Here is an 18,958-nt window from a genome sequence, read left to right as displayed (position 1 = left end):
GGGATCCTTCAATTATAGCAAAATCGTCTAATTAATGGCTTTATTTACAGAACGATATACTAGTGCATTGGTGATCCGCGCTTTAGTTTCTCCTCAGCGCAGAGTTGCTCGAGAAAATGCTCAACCTCTTTGTTGGGGCATCCCAATTCGACCTCGGCCATGTTGAGCTTCGATTTGATGGTGAGGCAGCCCGTCTGCACGAGAAGTGCCTTGAGGGAGATATTCTGGCCGGAGCTGAAGCCTTCGAGCTCATCCATCGTGATGCTTGTGCGTGCTTTGAAGATGTCCGGTGAGCTGAGCGCTTTGCTTTTGATGAAGTTCCAGAGCTCTGAACGCTCTCCTTCACTTGCGTGCCAATAAGGCTGAAAGCCTTTTTCCGGGTGGCTCAAGAATTGCAGAACAGAACTGAGGCAGAAGATGTGCGTCTCAGCTTCAGAGTCGAAGGAGAAGCCGCCGTAGTGCCTGCGCATTTCATTGAGGAGATCTTTTCGGCTCAGATTGAGTACAGCTTCGGCATTTTTCAAATCGTCTCTGAAGTTGCTTTCAATCTCATCTGCGGTAAACCCGAACAGCGTTCCATAGTCGGGATCAAAAGTGATATCTTCGAAAATATTGAAGCCGCCGAAAATTCCATCGAAGCCGATTCTTGTCTCTCCAGTAATAAAGAGGAATCGAAGGCAGCCTTCGCACTCCTTGATCGCCGCATAGAACTCACCCAAGACACGACTCACTTGATTAAATAGCTCTGGATCGTCAAGGTGAGTGGTGAGCAGCACATCGTAATCGTCAATCAGCAGAACGATTGAATTTGGTTCGAGTGTGTTGAGCCAATACTTTAATTGGTCGATGAAGCGGATGGAAGCATGCGTCGGATCGAATTTGAACCCTAAGGGCGAGAAAGCTGATGTGATGAAGGTATTGAATACTGCACGAAAATTTTCAATTGTCTTCTGGTGCTTACAGAATGAAAAATCGAGTCGAACAACAGGGTAGGGTCGATCTATCCGGCGTTTATCAATATCAAGACCAAAATAATCGCAAGTACCAGTTTCGAAAAACTCCTTATATACCGAAATAAGATATGACTTTCCAAATGGCTGTGGTCGAGAAATGAAAATTCTAGTTAGACCTTTACATAAAGCATAAATGACAGCCTTTTTGTCTCCACATATCGCATTTGATTTCCGGAATTTACAAGACTCCGGACAATTCGCAAAACAATATTTTATTATCGAGTTCGGCATGAATTGTATTTTAAGTTGCGCAATGCAATGCATATTATGAAAACACATCGAATAAATTATATGACCAATAAATTAATAGCAACAACTTAGCAACAAACAATATTAAATTACCCTTCAAACGTAAATTTTGCTGATAACAATTATTTTCCGCTAAAGGTTCAACATAAACTCACTATGAGATACTTAGGGAAGGTCTGAGCAAGTACCGATTTTTATGACTGAAACCGGAAAATCCGGTCCAAACACATAAATTTGGTTGTTTACAGTCTAAAAATCTGCACAATATGATGTTTTTTAGGGAAATTCCCGCAATATAGGCACAATTAGGCCTTTAATCTTCTCAGGAAGCAATCCACAGTGAAGAGATTGCAGAGCGCCAGCATCGTATTGATGCGATGAGCATTCTTCGCAAGGCCGCGATACCGGGTCTTGCGGTACGACATCTGAAGCTTCACACGCGCAAAGACATGCTCAACCTTGCATCGAACGCTGGACTTTAAATGCTCAACCCGACGCACAAGGTCTTCAGCCGAGCGCCCTTTCAACACGCCTGGACGGAGGTTGATCCGGTACTCACGCTTTTCAGCTTCCTTATCCGTCTGGAATTCTTCGCGCTTTTCCATCCCGACATAGCCGGCATCGCCGTAGACCTGCTCCGTCTCCGACGGTATTAGTTCCCTTGCACGGCTGATGTCATGCTCGTTGGCGGGTCCGTAGACCGCATTCGTGACGATGCCGATGAGGTCGTCGGTGGCGACGTGCATCTTCATGCCGAAATGCCACGTATTTCCCTTTTTGCCGCTCGCCATTTCCGGATCCCGCTTGTGATCGCGATTCTTTGTTGAGCTCGGGGCCTCAATGAAGCTGGCATCAACAATGCGTCCTTTGGAGAGCATCAGTCCGGCAGCGGCAATGCCGTCGTTGACCCGTTCAAGGACCTGCTTGCCGAGGTTGTGCTTCTCGAGCAGATGACGGAACTGGAGAATCGTGGATTCATCCGGCGTCCGGTCCGCCAGCGCCAGCCCCACGAATTTTCGAGCAGTAGAGTTCTCGTGAAGATAATCCTCCATCTGAGGATCGCTCATGTTGTATACGATCTGCAGCAGATGGATCCGGAGCATCAATTCAAGCGGGAACGGCTGCCGGCCGCGGCGGCCTGACTCGTAATAAAAGGGCTGAATCAGCTCAAGAAGGTCTGACCAGGGGACAAGCTTTTCCAACCGTTCGGTGAGGCGTTCCGTACGGGTTTTGCGGGTTTTCCGGCGAAGACTGATTTCAAGGTCCGAAAACGAAAGCTGTTCCATACGAAGCCTCTCGCAAATCTATTTATGATAGACATATTCTATCATATATTTGATATTTATGCAATTAATGCATTATCTTCGGATTTGCTCAGAGCATCCTTAGATATTATACTGAGAAGTCAATGTAATCTCAAATTCTTTATACAAATTAATAAATAATTCGTCAATAAACATTATTACCATAAACCATGTATAATAATTCTCATAAATATAAATGGGGGACACAAGCTTATTCAGATCGGGAAGGTTAGGCTGATAAGATGAGACATTATGCGCACATCGATTTCTATGAAGGTACAATCTGCTATATATCGCTTCCAACCCCGACTCCTTTTCAGCTTTCAGGCTTCTAGCATCACAATTTCCTTTTTCCTTACACGAATCGCATTTTCCAAATATTTTATCGACCCCAGCGCCTTTGCAGGCATTCCATTTACAGAATAAGTCTTTAGAAAATTCACATTCTCTCGGATGCAGTCCAGAACTCTCCACATGCTCAAAGAAAATATTTACTTTTGCGAATGCAGTATCATAACTTTTTAGTCGAACATCATCCAGAAAAGCAGCATCTACATTAACCCCCAAATCTTGCAGCCCGATAACTTGGTATTTAAAAACCGTGTTCTTTTCTTTTAGTGTCGAGCAATTCAGATCATTACCACTCGAGAACAACTTTCTCCGAATTTCATAGTTGATAGTAGCTAGTTCCCAAGCTATACACTTACATTTTTGCTCTTGAGCCCCCGTAAGCCTTAGGAATAAAGACATGAACAGATAATCCCACAAAGGATGTTCCTCAATTCCAAAGTTCAGTGGGCTAGATATATCAGCAAACTCTAATAGAATTTTAGATAAAGGTTTTAGAATAAATTCTGAATGTGTACCAATCATTTCTTATCTACAAAAACAGTTCTATACAATTCAATGGACAATATAATTCTTTGACGCACTCTCGTTATTCTTCCAGATGACTTTCCATATCCAGGCTCCCTCTTTAATTTCTCTATCCATCCATTAATTTTATTTTTTAACTTATCAGGTTCATCAATATTTTTCAGCTCTGACTCCTTAAATATAGTGAAATACATCAAACCAAATACGTATAAATCAAGATCTATAATTGATTGGAATTCCTTAGGAAGTTTAAGTTTATTATAATTATCGACCAACTTTGAAATTACACCCTGACGGCCTTCGCTATCATATATCTTCGGTAAATATTGAAAATCCCCGCTCTGATTTCTATTGCATACCGACCTAATATAACATTCATAATATAACTCTATTTTATTTAGATACCCCTTAGCTACCTCTTCAATATCTTCGCCGCACTTAACGAATTGAGACAACAAAGCAAGAGCCCTCGTGAAATCAAAATAATATCTACCCGATCGTTCACTTGCAGTGTAAAGAATTCCCTTACAAAACTCTGGTTCGAACCAAGTTTCTAAATCTTGATCCAAAAAATAAAGTGCGCGGCGACTTTCTACTGGATGAAGCGGCTTTCCATGAATGTTGATATTTCTAAATAACGTCGAGAAAAAGTTATTTTCTTCACTAATATTTTCATTGTGATAAACAATGTAAGAAAATCCTACATACCTTTTACCTAGAAAATCATCATCCATCACTGGAAAATTATCACGCAACCGAATATATCTTAGTTTCTCATCGCCTCCACTTATAGCCTGAAGTATTGCCTCTTTAGTATTCCCTAGTTTCGTCAGTTCTTTAAACGTCCATTTCTGATATTCTTCGTCAGATTCTGTTTGTATTTCTATATTTTCCTGATTTTTAGTTTTCCTTGAATCAATCTTTATATTTTTAGGAAATATACCGATATAAGCCAACAATATAGATGTCAGCCTCTGTTGGCCATCAATTATGTAATTAATGACTTTCCCTTCTTTTTGGTATGCTCCTATTGTAATCGGAGGCACGAACTGATGATTGCAAATAGAATTTAACAAATCAAAAGCATCACTTTCTCTCCAAACAAATTTTCTTTGATACTCTGGAAGTTGAATGTTTCCGTTTAAAATCAAACGTATCCAATGTCTTAACGAGTACTCTCCATAGAAAACCATAGGGGTTTTCTTTTCTGGTTTAACGTTGTCCATAGTTTTTTCAGTATTTTTTACTATCGTGACTGTTTATTTTTTATCAACTAGAAGCTGCTCTTTTCTACCAGGTCTTTGACAATGTTCATCTATCCATTTCCGCGCAGTGCTTGAAGAAATACCTGTGCGTTTCTTTATTTCACTCCACGAAAGACCAGATAAGCGAAGCCTAATTACCTGTTCTCTGACTTCCTGCGGATAACGGTATTGGTTCTCAGAGATCTCCGTACGAAAAGTCCCGCGCTTAAAGTTGCGACTCCAATCACGTACTGTATTGACTGAAATGTTGAGTATTCTCGATGCCTTGGTATAACCAATCCCATGCTTGAATAGCTCAAGCGCCTGAGCACGCTTCTCCTCAGAGAGAGCCCTGGTTTCCCGTCTCTCCGCTCCGAGAATGGGATCAGTCTTCGGAGGTTCTGGATTTGTCATTACTACTCCGCTCGTTCTAAAACCATCAGTGAGAAAAAGGCCCGTTCCCGAACTAACGACGGAAACGGGCCTGAACTCGCCTGAGTTGAGAAATTCAATGCCTGCGCACTAAATTTCAGAACTCACAATTGAAGCTGCTCTTTTTCCCCTCTTCTGCCTTCCGAAGAAGACAGAAGATAGAGAACATGAGCTTTGGAGTCCCGGGAACACACGCTTCAATGATTAGAAGGCGTAGCGGACGTTGGCATTGAACGAGTTGTTCATGCGGTCTTCGGAACCAACACCAAGCTTGTAGTTGAGACCGAAGCCCCAGGCGCCGTTCGTCGCGTTGATGCCGAGCTGAGCCTGGACCGGGTTCGAGTCGATGACGCGAACAGCGTAGTCAGACGTGGCGGAAGCACCGGTGACGCCGAGCTTGAGGTCCGCATCCTTGTCGCCGAAGGTCGGAACGACAGAGAGGTCGAACTTCGGAGCAATCGTCCAGCCGGAGGTTTCGAAGTCGGTCGAAACCGTCACGCCGACAGGCATCTGGAAGATGTTCTGGTCGTCGATGTCGGTAACGTAGGCAGCTTCAAAGCCGTCCGTGGAGAGCGCCGTGTAGCGCAGACCAACGTGCGGAACGATGTTGACGGAGCCAGCCTTCGTGAGGACCTCGCCGCGGACGCCGACCGTAAAGGCATCGGTGTCCTGGTCGAACTTGTAGTTGAAGCCGTAGCCGTCAGCCTTGACTTCGTTCGAGGCCTGGAGGTAGCCGATGTCAGCGGAGACGTTCCAGATGTCGGCGAAGGTCTTCGAAGCGTAGACCGAGAAGCCGACGAGGTCGGAATCAGTCGAAGCCTTGAAGGCCGAGTTCTTGCTGTCGGTGTCAGCCGTGCCGATCGTCAGAGCAGCACCGAGAACGGCGTTGCAGCTGAACTGGTAGTCGAGACCAAGGACGCCCGAGTAGATGTCGGAGCTGTAGCCCGCGCCATCAAAGAGGGTCTTGGCTTCGAACTTGCCGCCGTTCACGTCAGCCCAGACGTTGACGCCCTGGCCGCGCTGCGTGAGGACAGAGGTGCGATCAGCAACGGTGTCAGCCATCTGAGCGACAGCATCCATCGTCAGCGTCTGCACGCCAGTCGTGGCGCCGAGGGCACCAGCAGCATTAGCGATCGACTTGATGACTTCACCCTTGACATCGTTCGTGCCGTCAGAATAGGCGCCATAGCCGGCAGACGTGCTGCGCGTATAGAGCCATTCGGCGAACTTCGCGGAGGACGTCGTGGCAGCACCACGATTGCCGTTGGCGAAATAGTCATAGGAAGCGTCAAAGCCGGCGATGCTGGAATCAAGGCCGTAGAGATCCTGCAGATCGGACTTCTCGTACATGGAAACCGACAGAACATTCTTCGAGTCGACATCCGCATAGGAGAGGATGTCACCCGTGAACTGAAGGTTTTCCCAATCGTAGCCGCTGCTATTGGGATTCAGGTCGCCAGCCGTCAGAAGAACCTTGTCGCCCACCTTGATGTTGTTAGCGAGAACAACGGCATCATGGTCGATATCCAGGTCCTGCCCAAACAGAGCGATATTACCGGTCGTATCAACCGTTTCAGCATCAAAGACCAAGGCGCTGTTCTTAGCGATAACAATGCCAGTCTGGGCATCGCCCGCGGTGTTGACAGAGCCCAGGTAAGCCTTAGCTTCCGAAGCAGCAGCCCTGGCTTCCGTCGCGGCAGTCTTGCCGCCGTCAACGTAAACCACAGAATTAACCGTACGGGTGTCAATGGAGTTGACCTCAACGTCATCCGTCGGATCAGCATCAACAGTCTGTGCAAGCGTGAAGCCGGCAGCGTTCAGAGCTTTCTGAGCAGCTGTAGTATCGGTCGTACCAAGGGCAACGTATGCATTCTGCTCAACAACGATCGTAGTGTCAGCAGTAGCAGACTTCACAGCGATGGAGCTTGCCGGAGCAGTCCAATTGCTGTAAGTCTTTTCCGTGGCATCGTAGTAGGACTTCGAAGCATCGATCGTGCCAGAGGCAAATTCCGTGACAGCGACCGTACCAGCATGGTCTTCATCCTTAGTCTGAACATACCAGCTACCGACATTGAGAACGGCATCAGCGCCCTGGACAGTCAACTTGCCCACGGTCACCGAACCGGTAACGTCACCTTGAGCCGAAAGGGCCAGTTCCTTAATATCAGCAACGCCTGAGACATCAAAGAGCTTAGTGACCGTAACCGTATTGGCGGAGGCATCAAAATTACCGTCCACCGTCAGATATTTGGCATCTACCGTATAAGGCTTCGATGCATCTTCCGACTCACCAATAACCAAAGTGGCAGTCTTGCCGATTTCTACATCAGCAACATCCACATTACCCTGAACTGTCAGAGTCTTATCGGCGGCATTAAGAACGCCCGTAGCACCCGTAACGGCACCGACAACACCGTTGCCCTTAGTAACGAGTGTAGAGGTATCAAATTTCAGTTTGACGCCGGCAACCTTATCGTCAGAATACTGAACGAGGTTGACAGGCGTATCACCAAGGCCATTCAGCGTGAGCGTGGCTCCGGTGGTATCAGTACCGATCTCCAGATCGCCCTTACCTTCAGCCTTGCCCTTCAGTTCAACAGCACCATAGCTGGCGGTCTTGGTGATGGCGTCGGTAATTTCGGTGATACGGGAAGACTTCAGCGTATCAGTCGTAATTCCGTCGAGACCGTTCAGCTTGCTAACGGCGATTTCACCGTTGGTTGCCGCAAGATCTTCAATGGCAACATTGCCGAGATCAATCAGGCCATTGCTGTTATTGGAAACCCAGCCCTGAATCGTGGTAACGCCTGCCTTGGAAACCTTATCAGCTCCAACATCAAGCAGAAGCGTCGCGTCTTGAGAAAGCTCGAATGTCTGTTTCGCCACGGAAATCGACTTATTTTCAACCGCAACGACATCACCCTTCTCGTCCGTCTTGGCATTGACTGCCTTCAGAGAGGTCGACAAGGTACCGTCTTCAACATCAACGGCACCAGCCTGCTTGGTTGACAGAGACTGAACTGAAACAACGCCTTCATCACCCACGATCAGAGTGCCGTCGGCAGCAGCTTCCACCGTATTCAGATCGTATTTTCCATTCAGGGTGAGCGAATCGTTTGCAGAAAGGGCAAAGTTCGTAATCTGAGCATCAGCCGCTGTACCGAGCACGCCTCCATTCAGCTCAAAAGTACCGAACCCAGTCAGAGCATTATCGGTCGTAGAAGAAGCAACCGTGCCGTTCAGCTTGGTGACGAAAGCGCCGCCTTCTTCGACAACCGTAGTCTTAACTACATAATTCTGCTTCTTCGTATCGATAGCTGATTCAACGACACCGCCCTTCTTAACAGTCAGAGCATCAGCAGTCACTTTACCGGTGTACTGGTCTCCCGCAGCTTCGCTCAGCTGGTTGAGGAGCTTGCCGGAAACTTCAATATCTTTAACAGTAACGGCGTTCTTGTTGGTGAGAGATCCATTCACAAGAACCTTGCCCTTAGCCTGATCACTGCCAAGCGTAGCCGTCTTGGTATTATCAAGAGCACCGTCAACCGTCAGCGTATCGTCGGCAGAATTAAATGCAATCTTCGCATTATTCGTCAGATCACCAGACAGAGTGACCGCTCCGGATGTACTGGCGTGAGCTTCCTATAGCTTGAGCGCGAAAAAGCGGCTGCTACTACCCTGTCAGGACTGCAACCCTCCCTGGAGCCTGACATGAGGATGATCGCCTGGGATGCGGCCTATGCCGCCTACCTTCGCAGCGGTCTGTCGAAAACCGCTTTTCACCGCACCCGTCTCATCGAGTTTTCAGAGAACGGCAAGCTTCCCAGCCTTCACTATTTCTATAAGAAACTCCTTGAGCTTGAGAAAACCATCATCCAGGATGCGCAATTCAAGCCGATCGTTGATGGAGCGCCATCTCAGGAAGAGCCGATTCCTGTACAACCGGCGGGCAGGAACATTTTCGTTGCCCGGGAGATACCCCGCAGCGCACAAAGTGCAGGGTCACAAGGAGTACAAGGTGTACACCTCCGGCTGGCACGACGTGTACAAGTAGTACAAGATGAACACCCCCAGCCGCTTCAAGCTGCTCCTATGGGTCAACAACTTCCGCCTCCACAGCGCCCTCAGATTAGTACCAGGCTCCGCAGTACTGATCCAGATCCTCGCGGAACGCTTGTTTTCATCAAGCTGCCCAACGGCATAGAGCTCAGGTTCCGAACCGACTCGCCGGAAACCCTCGCCATGCAGATGATCTCTGCCGGAGGGTTTGCAGAATGAAGCTCGACTTTGGAGACCGCCGCATCACCATCGTTCTGGCTCCCGTGGACATGCGCTACGGCTATGCCGCGCTGTCGCGCTTTGCGCAGGAACGTCTCTTCATCGACCCTGACGGCGGCGGCGATGTGGTCGTATTTGTCGGAAAGCACCGGAAGACGGCCAAAGTCATCTGGTCCGACGTCTGCGGCGGATGGCTTCTCTACCGGCGTCTGCATCAGCAGAAGTTCGCCCGCTTCATGGCAAAGCTTGAATCTCAGACGGTGCTGAACTTCACCGCCGATGAGGTGATCAGCTTTCTCGACGGCAAGTCGAAAACCGGATGAGACTGCTCGAAAAGCGTTTTCTTGATCTTCATCAAATGATTGAAAATCAAGAAAATTCGATGAAATTCGACTTCTTCCAAAGCCTTCAGGAAGGCCTCGGGAAGCACCGTAAAACGCTTCTAGGCATACGCAATCAAGATGGATGCCACCGGGGTTGTCCGGCCGTCCAGAGGGCCTCTAACGGGCTTAGGAGTGCCTTTTAAACGATTGATATATCGGTGAAATTTAAGCTTCCGGCCGGTAAAATTACTTCCATTAATTCTTAACTGATCTCCCTATCGACATGGCACGCAAGGGTCCAAAAATCAACGTCTCCATCGAAGCACTCCAGAAGAGGATTGCCGAGCTTGAGGCTGCGCTTGATATCGAACGCCGCGAGCATTGCGCCACGCGCAAGCTCGCGCAGCTTCAGTTTGAGGGCCTCAGCATGATTCAGCAGCTCCTCATCAAGGCGCTGGAGCTGCTCGAAAAACACTGCCCCGCTCTGGTTGTAAAGGGCGAAGCCGTGATCGACCTGCTTCTGCGAGAAGCCAGCATGGATGCCAATGAACTGAAGGCACTGCCGGGAATTGAAAAGCTCCTGCGCAGGCAGTTCCGGCAGATCCAGGGCAAGATCGAACCTCAGATCGAGCAAACGAAGAGCGACCTCGCGGAAGCAGAGCTTGAACTGGAGCGCCGCAAGGCGGAAGCCGTGAAGGAGATGCTTAAGAAGAAGCGGACCATCGCCGAAAACAACAAAAAGAGCGCCGAGACGAAGAACACCGTCGGCGAAGTTGCCGCTGCTGAAGCTGAAAAGCACCCGGACAACGCGATGCTTAAAGCCGCGGCCGGCATTGCGAATGCGGCAGTGCCCGAAACCACGAAGGCGGAGGAGATTCCGCCCGGCAAGCAGGCGGATCCCAATCGCCGGACCGCTCCGACGCAGGGCGGCATTTCGCATGCCCGGGGATGCACCTGTCCTTACTGCGGCAGCACGGAAGGCTTCTTTGAGCAGGAAGGGCCGACGGTTTTCCTGCGCACGCTGCACAAGCACATTGAAGACATGCTCGAGGGGACTTATGTAAAGAACCCGGTGCTGCAGTGCCGCGCCTGCGGGAAGAATCACATGCACATTCCGGAGGAAGTGCCCGTGCCGGCGGATCTGAACCGCACCGTGTCGCAGGAGCTGCTTTTCGACTGCGCCCGCATGCTGACGCTCGGCATGCCGATGAACCGCATCAATGCGCTCTTTAATACGGCCGCAATGACCATGAGCGGGGATACGATTCCGCGGAACATGCACGACTGGATAACGTCCGGACTGGGCCAGCCGCTGCTCAAAGCCATCCTGAAGAAAGCCAGAAAGGCGGCTGAAATCTGCGCGGATGAAACGCCATTCAGCTGTCTGCAGCAGGCCGGGATGAGCAAAACGAAGCTCGACGACGAGGACGCCGCCAAGCAGGCTTACCTGCTGACGATTACCAGCCCGGCGAGCGCAAAGTACCAGTTTGCCGTATTCAACCGGCTCAAAAGCAGAAGCGCCGAGGCGATTGCCGGCGTGCTCGGCTCCTATGAAGCCGGCACCTGGATTACGGATGCCTACGCCGGGTACGACAGCATTATCGGCGCGAGCGCCGTGAAGATCGAACGACAGTCGTGCCTCGCGCATTTCACGCGCACCGTTTACGACGCGCTGGAGCTGGAGAACATGCACGACGCTGTAACAAACCCGACGAACCGGGAAAAGCTTGCCGAAGCACTCGGATCCGGCACTCCCGCCTATTACCTGCTGATGGTAACGGCCGCCATCTCCAAGATCTACAAGTGGGAGGCGACGCTGAAGGCGCAGGAGGATGAAAACCCGGCGGACTGGATGAAACGAGTGACGGACTGCCGAAAAGCCCATGCCGAACCGCTGATGGATCGGATCGATGAAATCATGGTGAAGCTGGCTGAAAGGTACGCCGTGAAGAAGGGGAAAACCTGGGAGGCGGCGCTGATGTCGCCGTACGCGAAGCCTGTTGTTTACTACATGAACAACAAGGAGAACTTCCGGGTGTTTCTCGAGAACGCCTATGTGACGCCGGACTCCTCCGCAGCCGAGAGGAGCCTGAGGCCGCTTTGCGTGCTGCGCACCAGCTGCAATTTCAAGCAGTCGCCGGAGTACATGCAGAGCATGTGCGACTGGTACACGCTCTTTGTAACGGCGCGGCTCAACGGCATCGAGCGGCCCACGCAGTGGCTGAATGAATATGGCCGCGCCATATTCGAACACTGCGTGAATGAAGAGCTGAACCGGCGCTCCGACAAAGGGCTCGAACTTTCGAGGCGGTTTGCATTCGACCCGAAGGACATAGAGAGCTTCAACGCCGATGCGTGGGAGCCGTCGGCATACATGGAGCGAAAGCGGCGGAGTTAGGCAAAGGCCTGACGGATCCGCTCAAGGCAGCCGCCTTGAGCGACCATGCCGCATGCTCCTTGCCGGAGCAGACAGCCAGAGGGGCGCTGAATTCTCAGCGCCCCTCTGCATATCCGGAATTTGATTGAAGTCAATCATTTTTAAAGCCTCCTAGCCTATGGGAAGCTCACAGCGTACCCTTATCGATCTTGGAACCAGCACCGGCAATTACCGTCTTACCTTCTGAAACCGTAAGAGCGCCATCCAGCGTGAGCTTGCCAACCTGAATGGCCTGTTTGCCATTTTTGTTAGCAAGAGTCAAGCCCTTCGCATCAGCAATCGTCAGATCACCGAGAGACATCGTTGCGAACGTTCCATTGGTAACAGTCGCGTTGGCAGATTCGTCTGCTGTTACAACGGTAGCAGGCGCTTCGACCTTAGTGTTGTTGGCAAAGTTGCCAGCAATCTCAAGCGTATTTCCAACGACAAGAGAACCAACGCCATCGGTTTCATTAGTTGCGGTACCAATTGCAATCGTGTCGCCCTTGATGCCGATCGTGTTCTTTTCGGTCTCAGTGGCGGGCTTGCCGTCCTTCAGCTTAACAACGTCGCCAACCTTAACGTAATCGCCGGTGATGTTGCCGGTAACGTTCACAGCACCAGCACCGCTAACGTTCAGATAGCCGGTCTTGCCGTCGTAATCAGCGGCAAAGTCAATATTCTGACCAGCTTCCTTGGCCTCAACAGTCACAACGCCAGTGTTCTGGAAAGTGACATGCTTGCCAACCGACACCTTGCCCTTAGTAGCGCTGAATGTCAGATCGCCGGCATTATCAACAGCGACGTTGGTCAGGGTCAGAGCGCCGGTAGAAGCTGTTACGCTGGCAGTCAGATCCTCGACATTCTTGACGGAAACCTGCTTCGAGACAACATTGCCGTTTTCAGGTTTACCGGAGTAGAAACCCAGCGTCACGGTACCAGCGGAGAGCGTAGACGTACCGGTCTTAACTGCGTCCGCAGCCGTTTCATCATCCGCATCCTTTGCAACGATGCCGAAATTGATTTCACCTTCGGAAATGCCGATATTCTGAAGTGTCAGCGAAGCATCTTGCTTAGCGCCCTGATAAGCGTTTACAGAAATATTGCCCTTAATCTGAGTATCAGCAGTTCCAAAGTCCGTCGACTCTTGGTTAATTGTCTCTGACTGCTTATAGCCGGCATTGACGACGATCGAGCCACCCGTAAATTTGGGGGCGTCTTTGAAACTCACCTCCGTCTTATCGGCAATTTTATCTGCCGTAGTCGCTGAACCAGTTTTACCCGTAGAAGTAGTCCCGTTGATGATGATCGTGCCGTTTTCAAAAACAACCGAAGTACCTTCATTAACGGTAACTTCCGAGTATTCGGTCGCAGTAGCCATCGCGCCACCCGCCATCATCATGGCAGCAGCAGCGATAACCGTCTTCACGGCCTTGCCCTGATAGGAGGAAGCCTTCTCGCTCGTCACGACTGTGCCGCGTGTGAGGGAGCGGGCGACCTTGAATGTCTTATTCATTGTTAGAAACTCCAATTGAATGTTTCGGGCGGCTCTGCGGAATGGGTTGCCGCAGGCAAAACGCCGCCATGCCTTTTGCGGGCACAGTCGCAACTTTAAAAAAGCAAGATTTCGGGGGGGGGGGGTTATCCCTTATACGTCGTTTTTTAGAAGTACCTTTCAATGATTCCAACTCATTCTGTATGTGTAGCGTTTCTACTGATATATCGACTGTAGCAGGAAACACACGCAAAGTTAATGTCGTCAATCGATAGGTTGTTTGCAATAGTCGAGATCTATGACTAAGTCCTGATGCCGTCCCGACCGCTTTGCGCTAAAGTTTTTCTGCATTGATCGCTGGTTCCTAAAGCCGCGTCCTTCGCATTCTCGTGGTCGTCTCTTTTCTTCGAACAAACCATGCCTGCTCTCTCAGAAGTTTCAATTCCGCTTTCAGAGGTTCCGGCCCCTGCTGAAGAGAGCTTGCGTTCAGCGCCCGTTTCCGCATCGACGTCAACACAAAAGCCCGAGGAAGACTCCCTCTTCTCCGACCTCCCGATTCCCGAGGCGCCTCCTAGACGGAAGCACACGCGAAAGACTGCTCCCCGCGCAAAAGGCAAACCCAGAACAAAGAAACAAAAGCAAGGAATGCTCGAAACCGACATCAAGTCGGAAGCCCTTGCGCTCTTCCAAAAGGGCCTTACCGCTCAGGCTACCGCCCGAGAACTCATGCTCCCGCTCTCCGCCGTCTCCGGCTGGTGGGCGGAATACGAGAAGGGAACGCTTCTCGCGAAGAAAACCGAAGCCTCTCCCCAGGCGCCTGACGAGCCCGTACTCTTCTGAGTCTTGCATCCGTTTCGCGCGGAACTCTCCTTCGCCGTCACCACCCGCTGCACCTTCTCCTATATTTGCGCCCTTTCCTGATGCCGCGAGATCCATTCATCGCGCCCGTATTTCGAGTTCCCGAGAGCGGGTTCAAAGCTCGAATGCCTCGGCAGAAAAGTAAGGATCTGCCGACATTATGTAATTCTTTTGATCTGTCTCAATAACGATTACTTCCTCAAAGTCCGTTTACAGATCAGCAGCATGGACAGCCTCCTCGTCTCGTTTTTCTGCAAAGTCCGCTGCAACCCGGAACACGATTAAGCATGCCGCAGACTCAAAGTCATGCATTTGTACCGTACCCATGCAGATATCCCCATGCACCAGATCTTCACAGGATTTCGTGTTTATAAATGATGTCGAGACTCCGACCTTTCGTAAACACTCTTCCTCATTTTTCAACCAATTAAGGTTGGATCTTCTCTATTCGGAACTGGCGGATGCCAGCTTTTTCAACCGAACATTTTCGGCTTCGCCGTACCCCTCTCGACGCTGTGCAAGCGCCTCAGTTTCGGAACTTCGTGACCGCATTTTTATTTTGTATTCCTTTTTTCAAAGTTCTTCAGTTTTCGCTGTCTTTTACCCCAACCGTGCACTTACTTGAATCTTTCATTCATCTCATTGTTTTATATTGAATTATTCAATTTCAAAAGCCCAACGGAAAAAATCCGGTCGATGACGTTCAAAAACAAAACGCACTTTTTCGATACTTCCGGTAGGATGCGTCTCCCTGAATTGAAGCAGCCGGCGCTTTGATTCAGTACGTCTGCTCCGAATTCAGGGCAGTGACATCAACCTCTTTCTTTCAACCTTAGATGAAGAACAAACTCCCGATTCCGCAAACGGCTCAATCGGCCGACAAATCCAAACTGACTGCCCTCCTTCTGGTCGGATCCATTTTTGCCTTGATGGCGCCGGACGTTTTCGCCGCTACCGGAGCAGATGACTTTCAGGCCATTTATGAACGCCTCTTAGGATGGACGCAGGGCTCACTCGGAAAAGCCCTGTCTCTTACATTTCTTATCATTGGACTGATAGTCGGCTTAGTGCGCGGATCGCTCATCGGCAGCGTCATCTGCGTCGGTGCCGCACTCGCTCTTGTCACGATGCCGTCGATTCTCAATTCCATTTTTACGGCGACGATCTGATGAGCGCACCCGAAGGCTATGCGGTTCCGAGGTCGCTCGAAATCAAACCCCGTTTTCTCTTCTGGAGCGCCGAGCATGTGATCATCACGTGCTCCCTCATAATTATCGGCGGGATCATTGATCACCTGATCCTCGGAACACTCGCCGGGATCCTGACCGCATCCTGGTGGAGCCGCATATCCGCAAAGCAGAGCTCGGGCTTTGCTCTTCACCTCGGCTACTGGTACGTGGACGGCTTGAAGCTTGAACGCACGCCCCCGAGCGCCATGCGGCGTTTCGTCGGATAGTTCAACCTCAAAGGCTCTGAAGGGCACCATCCCGCTCTGCTTTTACATCCGATGGAGGGGCTTCTCTCATGCAAAGCCCCTCCATCCCTCCCCAAGAAACTTTCTCTCCGCTCACCATGACACCCACACTCACCGGCGCCATGGCGGCCCGTCTGGGCATGCGAAGCCTTGTCTTCAGAACGCTCGCGGCAAGCCTTGCGACCAATGTCCTTCTGGGGTGCGCCCTGCTCCTCAGGACTCCGCCCGCGCTCACGATTCTTGTGCCCCCGGGCGCAGGAACCACCGAGGACGGCTGGGCCTTCACGAACGACGCGCCCGACAGCCGATATCTCGAGCGGCACGCCCTTTCACTCGTCTCGATGCTCACCAACATTACGCCGAGAACGATGGAAGGGTCTCTCGCGAGGCTTCTCGAACACGTAGCGCCCGAGAGCTACGGGGCGATGGAAAAGCGCCTCATGCGGGAGATCGCGAGTTTGAAGAAGGACATGGCTTCGGTTGCCTTTTATCCCTCGCGCACAAGAACGGACGCGAACACGCTTTCGGTTACGGTATTTGGAGAACGAAAGCTTTTGATCGGCTCCGCCGTGACGAGCTCCGACCCGGTCGCCTACGAAGCGCGCTTCCGGTACGCGGCGGGAAGGCTTTTCCTCCTCTCCATTACGGAGCTTTCGAACGAGGAAAGAGACAAGCGATTCCGATGACGGACCCCATCCGATAGCCCGCTTTTCCCATTCATTGGCCATGACTGCCCTGAGTTTTCTTAGAGGCGTCAGGGACCCTGCTGCCTCAAAAATTCCCTACTCCATCCATTTCACAACCCTCATGACCCACCTGATGCCCTTTTTGAAAAAGCCCGCGACAGGCGTGTTTTTTGTTCTCCTCCCCGGACTTCTTGCGGCTTCCTTCCTTAATGAAGCTGAAGCCCGCGACCCCGCTCCTCAGGCCGAAGCCCCGTACTTCCGCACCGAAGCCTCCCGCCGGATGCTCCGCTACGACGTCCCTGCCGGGAAGACCTCCCGCATCGCCGTGCAGGAAGACCGGATCGTGAGCGCCGTCTACGACCGTGCGCTCCTCTCGATCCAGACCAACTCGCAGCTGGGCGAACTCTACGTTCAGCCCCATATGGCGGGCGAAGCCGCCGTCTACCTCTCGACCGAGAGCGGGAATTCCATTTCAATCCTCCTGAATGCCGAGGATGACATGGATCCCCAGACGATCATCCTCTCGAAATCGCCGGGCGCCATTCCCGTCGGCACCGATACGCGCAGTCCCCGGATGCTCGCCCCCATGCCGGCGGCGGACTACGAAGCGGCCGTGAAACGCATCATTCGTCAGGCGGTGCTGAACGAAGAGACCCCGGACGTCATGAAGCGGGGCGCCTGCCCGAAGCCTTCGGTTTCGCTTCAGGGCGCAATCACGGCGCTCGGGATGCTGAAACCCAGACTCACGGCCTGCTGGTCGTCAATGGGCTTCAACGCCTCCGTGATCCGCGTCACCAACACGCGCCTCGCCCGCCAGCAGATCGACGAGTCTCTCCTCACCCGCGGCACGATCCTCGCGACCGCCATCGACCGGGATGAACTTTCCTTAGGCGCCTCCGCCTCCCTCATCTTTGTGGAGGCCGGAAGTGGCAGCTGATGATCACCGCGAATTTGACCGAAGCGGCGACTCGTCGTCTTCGGGTTCCTCTCTATTTTCCTCTGCCTGGGCTTCCGTACGTTCGCGCATGTCGGATGCCCAGCTCTCAAATGACTTCCGAAAGAAGAAGCAGAAGGGACTTCTCATTGCCCTGGGCGCAGCGCTCCTCGTCCTGATCGGCGGCGGCCTCGTCATGTCGCCGCAGTCTCCGAAGGAAAAGACGAAGAACCCGATTGCCGACACCGATTTAACGCTCCACCCCGATCGCGCGCAGCGTGAAGCGTACAGTCTCATGACCGAGCGGGCGCTCGAAAAGCTTTCGATGCGTTTAGACAGCCTTGAAAAAGGTCTCTCCGAAATGCGCCTCACCTATCAGGATTCAGTGACGAACCTCAAGGGGTCGGTGCGCTCTCAGGAAGAGCTCATCCGGTCGCTCGACCGCGACCGCCGAGCCTGGGTCGAATATCAGGCAAAGAATTCCCCGGCTAAAGCGTCAGCTTCGGGCGCCTCGTCCGCGTCGGAAGCCGATTCCGGGACCCCCTACGATCAGGCGGACCTCGATCGTCAGATCGGGAATGCCGCACCGGTAACGCCTGTGAATGCGGCTTACGTTCCTGAGGGCGGCAGGCTCGCGATGGTGACGCTCACGCCCCCGAAGGACGAGCGTCGCTTGAACTCGCCCCGCTTTGCGCCGGCACCCCTTTACGAGTACGAGAAGCCTCTCGCCGTCAATCGTGCGGCCGGAACGACCGTGGAAACCTACATCCCGGCCGGATCCTTCGTGCGCGCAACGCTCCTCACCGGCGTCTATGCGCCGACGGGCGGAGCCGGAGCCTCGCAGGCAATGCCCGTCCTCATGCGGCTCGATGCCCCGGCAGTGCTTCCAAACCGATGGAAATCCAAAGTGGAGTCCTGCCACGTCACCGGGTCTGCAACAGGAGACATTTCATCCGAACGAACGCTCATCCGGCTCGATCGCCTTTCCTGCGTCGGAAAGAAAGGGGAAACGCTCGACATTCAGGTTTCGGGCTATGCGGTAGGGAGCGACGGCAAGGTGGGCGTAAGAAGCACGCTCGTCACGCGAAGCGGGCAGGCAATTGCTGCGGCGCTCTCGACTGCCGTTCTCTCCGGTCTCGGCAAGGCTGTGAGCCTCTCCGCACAGTCCGTCACAACGAACGTTTCCGGGCTCGATACGGTTCGATACGACAACGCCCTTCAGGCGGGACTCGGCCAGGGCATGGCTTCAGGCTTTGACCGGATTGTCGACCACTACCTCAAGCTCGCCTCCCACATTTTCCCCGTGCTCGAAGTCGACTCCGGCACGCCCCTCGATCTCGTCATCTCGCAGGGGACGATCCTGCGCGAAAGCTGAT

16 protein-coding genes are annotated in these 18,958 nt (G+C 51.9%); 9 read left to right on the top strand and 7 right to left on the bottom strand.

Translation table 11 applies throughout. The features are described 5' to 3' along the window. Window positions 1–59: 59 nt before the first annotated feature. The 6 genes from FG381_RS00985 to FG381_RS00960 form a co-directional block, all read right to left on the bottom strand. Window positions 60–1,244: an AAA family ATPase gene (locus tag FG381_RS00985; RefSeq protein WP_165697783.1), complete on the bottom strand. Its 1,185-nt coding sequence runs from the start codon at window positions 1,242–1,244 to the stop codon at window positions 60–62. Window positions 1,245–1,567: 323 nt separating this feature from the next. After that, on the bottom strand, window positions 1,568–2,548 hold the full coding sequence (locus FG381_RS00980) for an IS5 family transposase (RefSeq protein ID WP_139687113.1): 981 nt from the start codon (window positions 2,546–2,548) through the stop codon (window positions 1,568–1,570). A gap of 99 nt (window positions 2,549–2,647) precedes the next feature. Beyond that, window positions 2,648–3,439, bottom strand: coding sequence for a hypothetical protein (locus FG381_RS00975; protein WP_139687112.1), 792 nt, complete (start codon window positions 3,437–3,439; stop codon window positions 2,648–2,650). After that, window positions 3,436–4,668: a GmrSD restriction endonuclease domain-containing protein gene (locus tag FG381_RS00970; protein WP_139687111.1), complete on the bottom strand. Its 1,233-nt coding sequence runs from the start codon at window positions 4,666–4,668 to the stop codon at window positions 3,436–3,438. The genes FG381_RS00975 and FG381_RS00970 overlap by 4 nt, the downstream gene beginning before the upstream one ends. A 33-nt stretch (window positions 4,669–4,701) precedes the next feature. Then, on the bottom strand, window positions 4,702–5,100 hold the full coding sequence (locus FG381_RS00965) for a helix-turn-helix domain-containing protein (protein WP_139687110.1): 399 nt from the start codon (window positions 5,098–5,100) through the stop codon (window positions 4,702–4,704). A 222-nt stretch (window positions 5,101–5,322) separates the two neighbouring features. Next, entirely contained in the window at window positions 5,323–8,595 is a 3,273-nt protein-coding gene (locus FG381_RS00960) for an autotransporter family protein (RefSeq protein ID WP_139687109.1), read from the bottom strand. Window positions 8,596–8,829: 234 nt separating this feature from the next. Here FG381_RS00960 and FG381_RS00955 point away from each other — a divergent pair, with 234 nt between their 5' ends. From FG381_RS00955 to FG381_RS00945, 3 genes are all read left to right on the top strand, one after another. After that, on the top strand, window positions 8,830–9,396 hold the full coding sequence (locus FG381_RS00955; RefSeq protein ID WP_139687108.1) for a hypothetical protein: 567 nt from the start codon (window positions 8,830–8,832) through the stop codon (window positions 9,394–9,396). Beyond that, window positions 9,393–9,719 (top strand): IS66 family insertion sequence element accessory protein TnpB, encoded by a 327-nt coding sequence (tnpB, locus tag FG381_RS00950; RefSeq protein ID WP_139687107.1) that lies wholly within the window; start codon window positions 9,393–9,395, stop codon window positions 9,717–9,719. The genes FG381_RS00955 and tnpB overlap by 4 nt, the downstream gene beginning before the upstream one ends. Window positions 9,720–10,002: 283 nt before the next feature. Beyond that, window positions 10,003–12,117, top strand: a complete 2,115-nt coding sequence (locus FG381_RS00945) for an IS66 family transposase (protein ID WP_139687106.1) — start codon at window positions 10,003–10,005, stop codon at window positions 12,115–12,117. A 166-nt stretch (window positions 12,118–12,283) separates the two neighbouring features. On the opposite strand, the gene FG381_RS00940 is transcribed toward FG381_RS00945, so the two are convergent. Further along, window positions 12,284–13,651: a hypothetical protein gene (locus FG381_RS00940; protein ID WP_139687105.1), complete on the bottom strand. Its 1,368-nt coding sequence runs from the start codon at window positions 13,649–13,651 to the stop codon at window positions 12,284–12,286. A gap of 624 nt (window positions 13,652–14,275) precedes the next feature. Between FG381_RS00940 and FG381_RS00935 the strand changes: the two genes are divergently transcribed. From FG381_RS00935 to FG381_RS00915, 6 genes are all read left to right on the top strand, one after another. Then, window positions 14,276–14,470 carry a hypothetical protein gene (locus FG381_RS00935; protein WP_139687104.1) on the top strand — a complete coding sequence of 65 codons (195 nt, stop codon included), beginning with the start codon at window positions 14,276–14,278 and terminating at the stop codon, window positions 14,468–14,470. An 854-nt stretch (window positions 14,471–15,324) separates the two neighbouring features. After that, on the top strand, window positions 15,325–15,657 hold the full coding sequence (gene traA / locus FG381_RS12505; protein ID WP_165697782.1) for a TraA family conjugative transfer protein: 333 nt from the start codon (window positions 15,325–15,327) through the stop codon (window positions 15,655–15,657). Then, window positions 15,657–15,944: a type IV conjugative transfer system protein TraL gene (traL, locus tag FG381_RS12500; RefSeq protein ID WP_165697781.1), complete on the top strand. Its 288-nt coding sequence runs from the start codon at window positions 15,657–15,659 to the stop codon at window positions 15,942–15,944. The genes traA and traL overlap by 1 nt, the downstream gene beginning before the upstream one ends. A gap of 116 nt (window positions 15,945–16,060) precedes the next feature. Beyond that, window positions 16,061–16,648, top strand: a complete 588-nt coding sequence (locus FG381_RS00925) for a TraE/TraK family type IV conjugative transfer system protein (RefSeq protein WP_165697780.1) — start codon at window positions 16,061–16,063, stop codon at window positions 16,646–16,648. A gap of 163 nt (window positions 16,649–16,811) precedes the next feature. Continuing rightward, a complete protein-coding gene (locus tag FG381_RS00920) occupies window positions 16,812–17,585 on the top strand; it encodes a TraK domain-containing protein (protein ID WP_165697779.1) in 774 nt (257 codons plus the stop codon). After that, complete coding sequence (locus FG381_RS00915) at window positions 17,575–18,957, top strand: TraB/VirB10 family protein (protein WP_139687100.1); 1,383 nt, start codon at window positions 17,575–17,577, stop codon at window positions 18,955–18,957. The genes FG381_RS00920 and FG381_RS00915 overlap by 11 nt, the downstream gene beginning before the upstream one ends. The last annotated feature ends 1 nt before the right edge of the window (window position 18,958 follow it).

This window comes from Sutterella faecalis, from assembly GCF_006337085.1.
Classification (GTDB): domain Bacteria; phylum Pseudomonadota; class Gammaproteobacteria; order Burkholderiales; family Burkholderiaceae_F; genus Sutterella; species Sutterella faecalis.
This window is presented reverse-complemented; position numbering and strand designations above follow the sequence as displayed.

What these genes read in the sequence shown, in the direction of transcription:
- FG381_RS00965 (WP_139687110.1), bottom strand. Translation starts at nt 5,100, where the DNA reads ATGACAAATCCAGAACCTCCGAAGACTGATCCCATTCTCGGAGCGGAG.
- FG381_RS00955 (WP_139687108.1), top strand. Translation starts at nt 8,830, where the DNA reads ATGAGGATGATCGCCTGGGATGCGGCCTATGCCGCCTACCTTCGCAGC.
- FG381_RS00970 (WP_139687111.1), bottom strand. Translation starts at nt 4,668, where the DNA reads ATGGACAACGTTAAACCAGAAAAGAAAACCCCTATGGTTTTCTATGGA.
- traL (WP_165697781.1), top strand. Translation starts at nt 15,657, where the DNA reads ATGAGCGCACCCGAAGGCTATGCGGTTCCGAGGTCGCTCGAAATCAAA.
- FG381_RS00945 (WP_139687106.1), top strand. Translation starts at nt 10,003, where the DNA reads ATGGCACGCAAGGGTCCAAAAATCAACGTCTCCATCGAAGCACTCCAG.
- FG381_RS00975 (WP_139687112.1), bottom strand. Translation starts at nt 3,439, where the DNA reads ATGATTGGTACACATTCAGAATTTATTCTAAAACCTTTATCTAAAATT.
- FG381_RS00985 (WP_165697783.1), bottom strand. Translation starts at nt 1,244, where the DNA reads ATGCCGAACTCGATAATAAAATATTGTTTTGCGAATTGTCCGGAGTCT.
- FG381_RS00935 (WP_139687104.1), top strand. Translation starts at nt 14,276, where the DNA reads ATGCTCGAAACCGACATCAAGTCGGAAGCCCTTGCGCTCTTCCAAAAG.
- FG381_RS00980 (WP_139687113.1), bottom strand. Translation starts at nt 2,548, where the DNA reads ATGGAACAGCTTTCGTTTTCGGACCTTGAAATCAGTCTTCGCCGGAAA.
- FG381_RS00940 (WP_139687105.1), bottom strand. Translation starts at nt 13,651, where the DNA reads ATGAATAAGACATTCAAGGTCGCCCGCTCCCTCACACGCGGCACAGTC.
- FG381_RS00925 (WP_165697780.1), top strand. Translation starts at nt 16,061, where the DNA reads ATGACACCCACACTCACCGGCGCCATGGCGGCCCGTCTGGGCATGCGA.
- tnpB (WP_139687107.1), top strand. Translation starts at nt 9,393, where the DNA reads ATGAAGCTCGACTTTGGAGACCGCCGCATCACCATCGTTCTGGCTCCC.
- traA (WP_165697782.1), top strand. Translation starts at nt 15,325, where the DNA reads ATGAAGAACAAACTCCCGATTCCGCAAACGGCTCAATCGGCCGACAAA.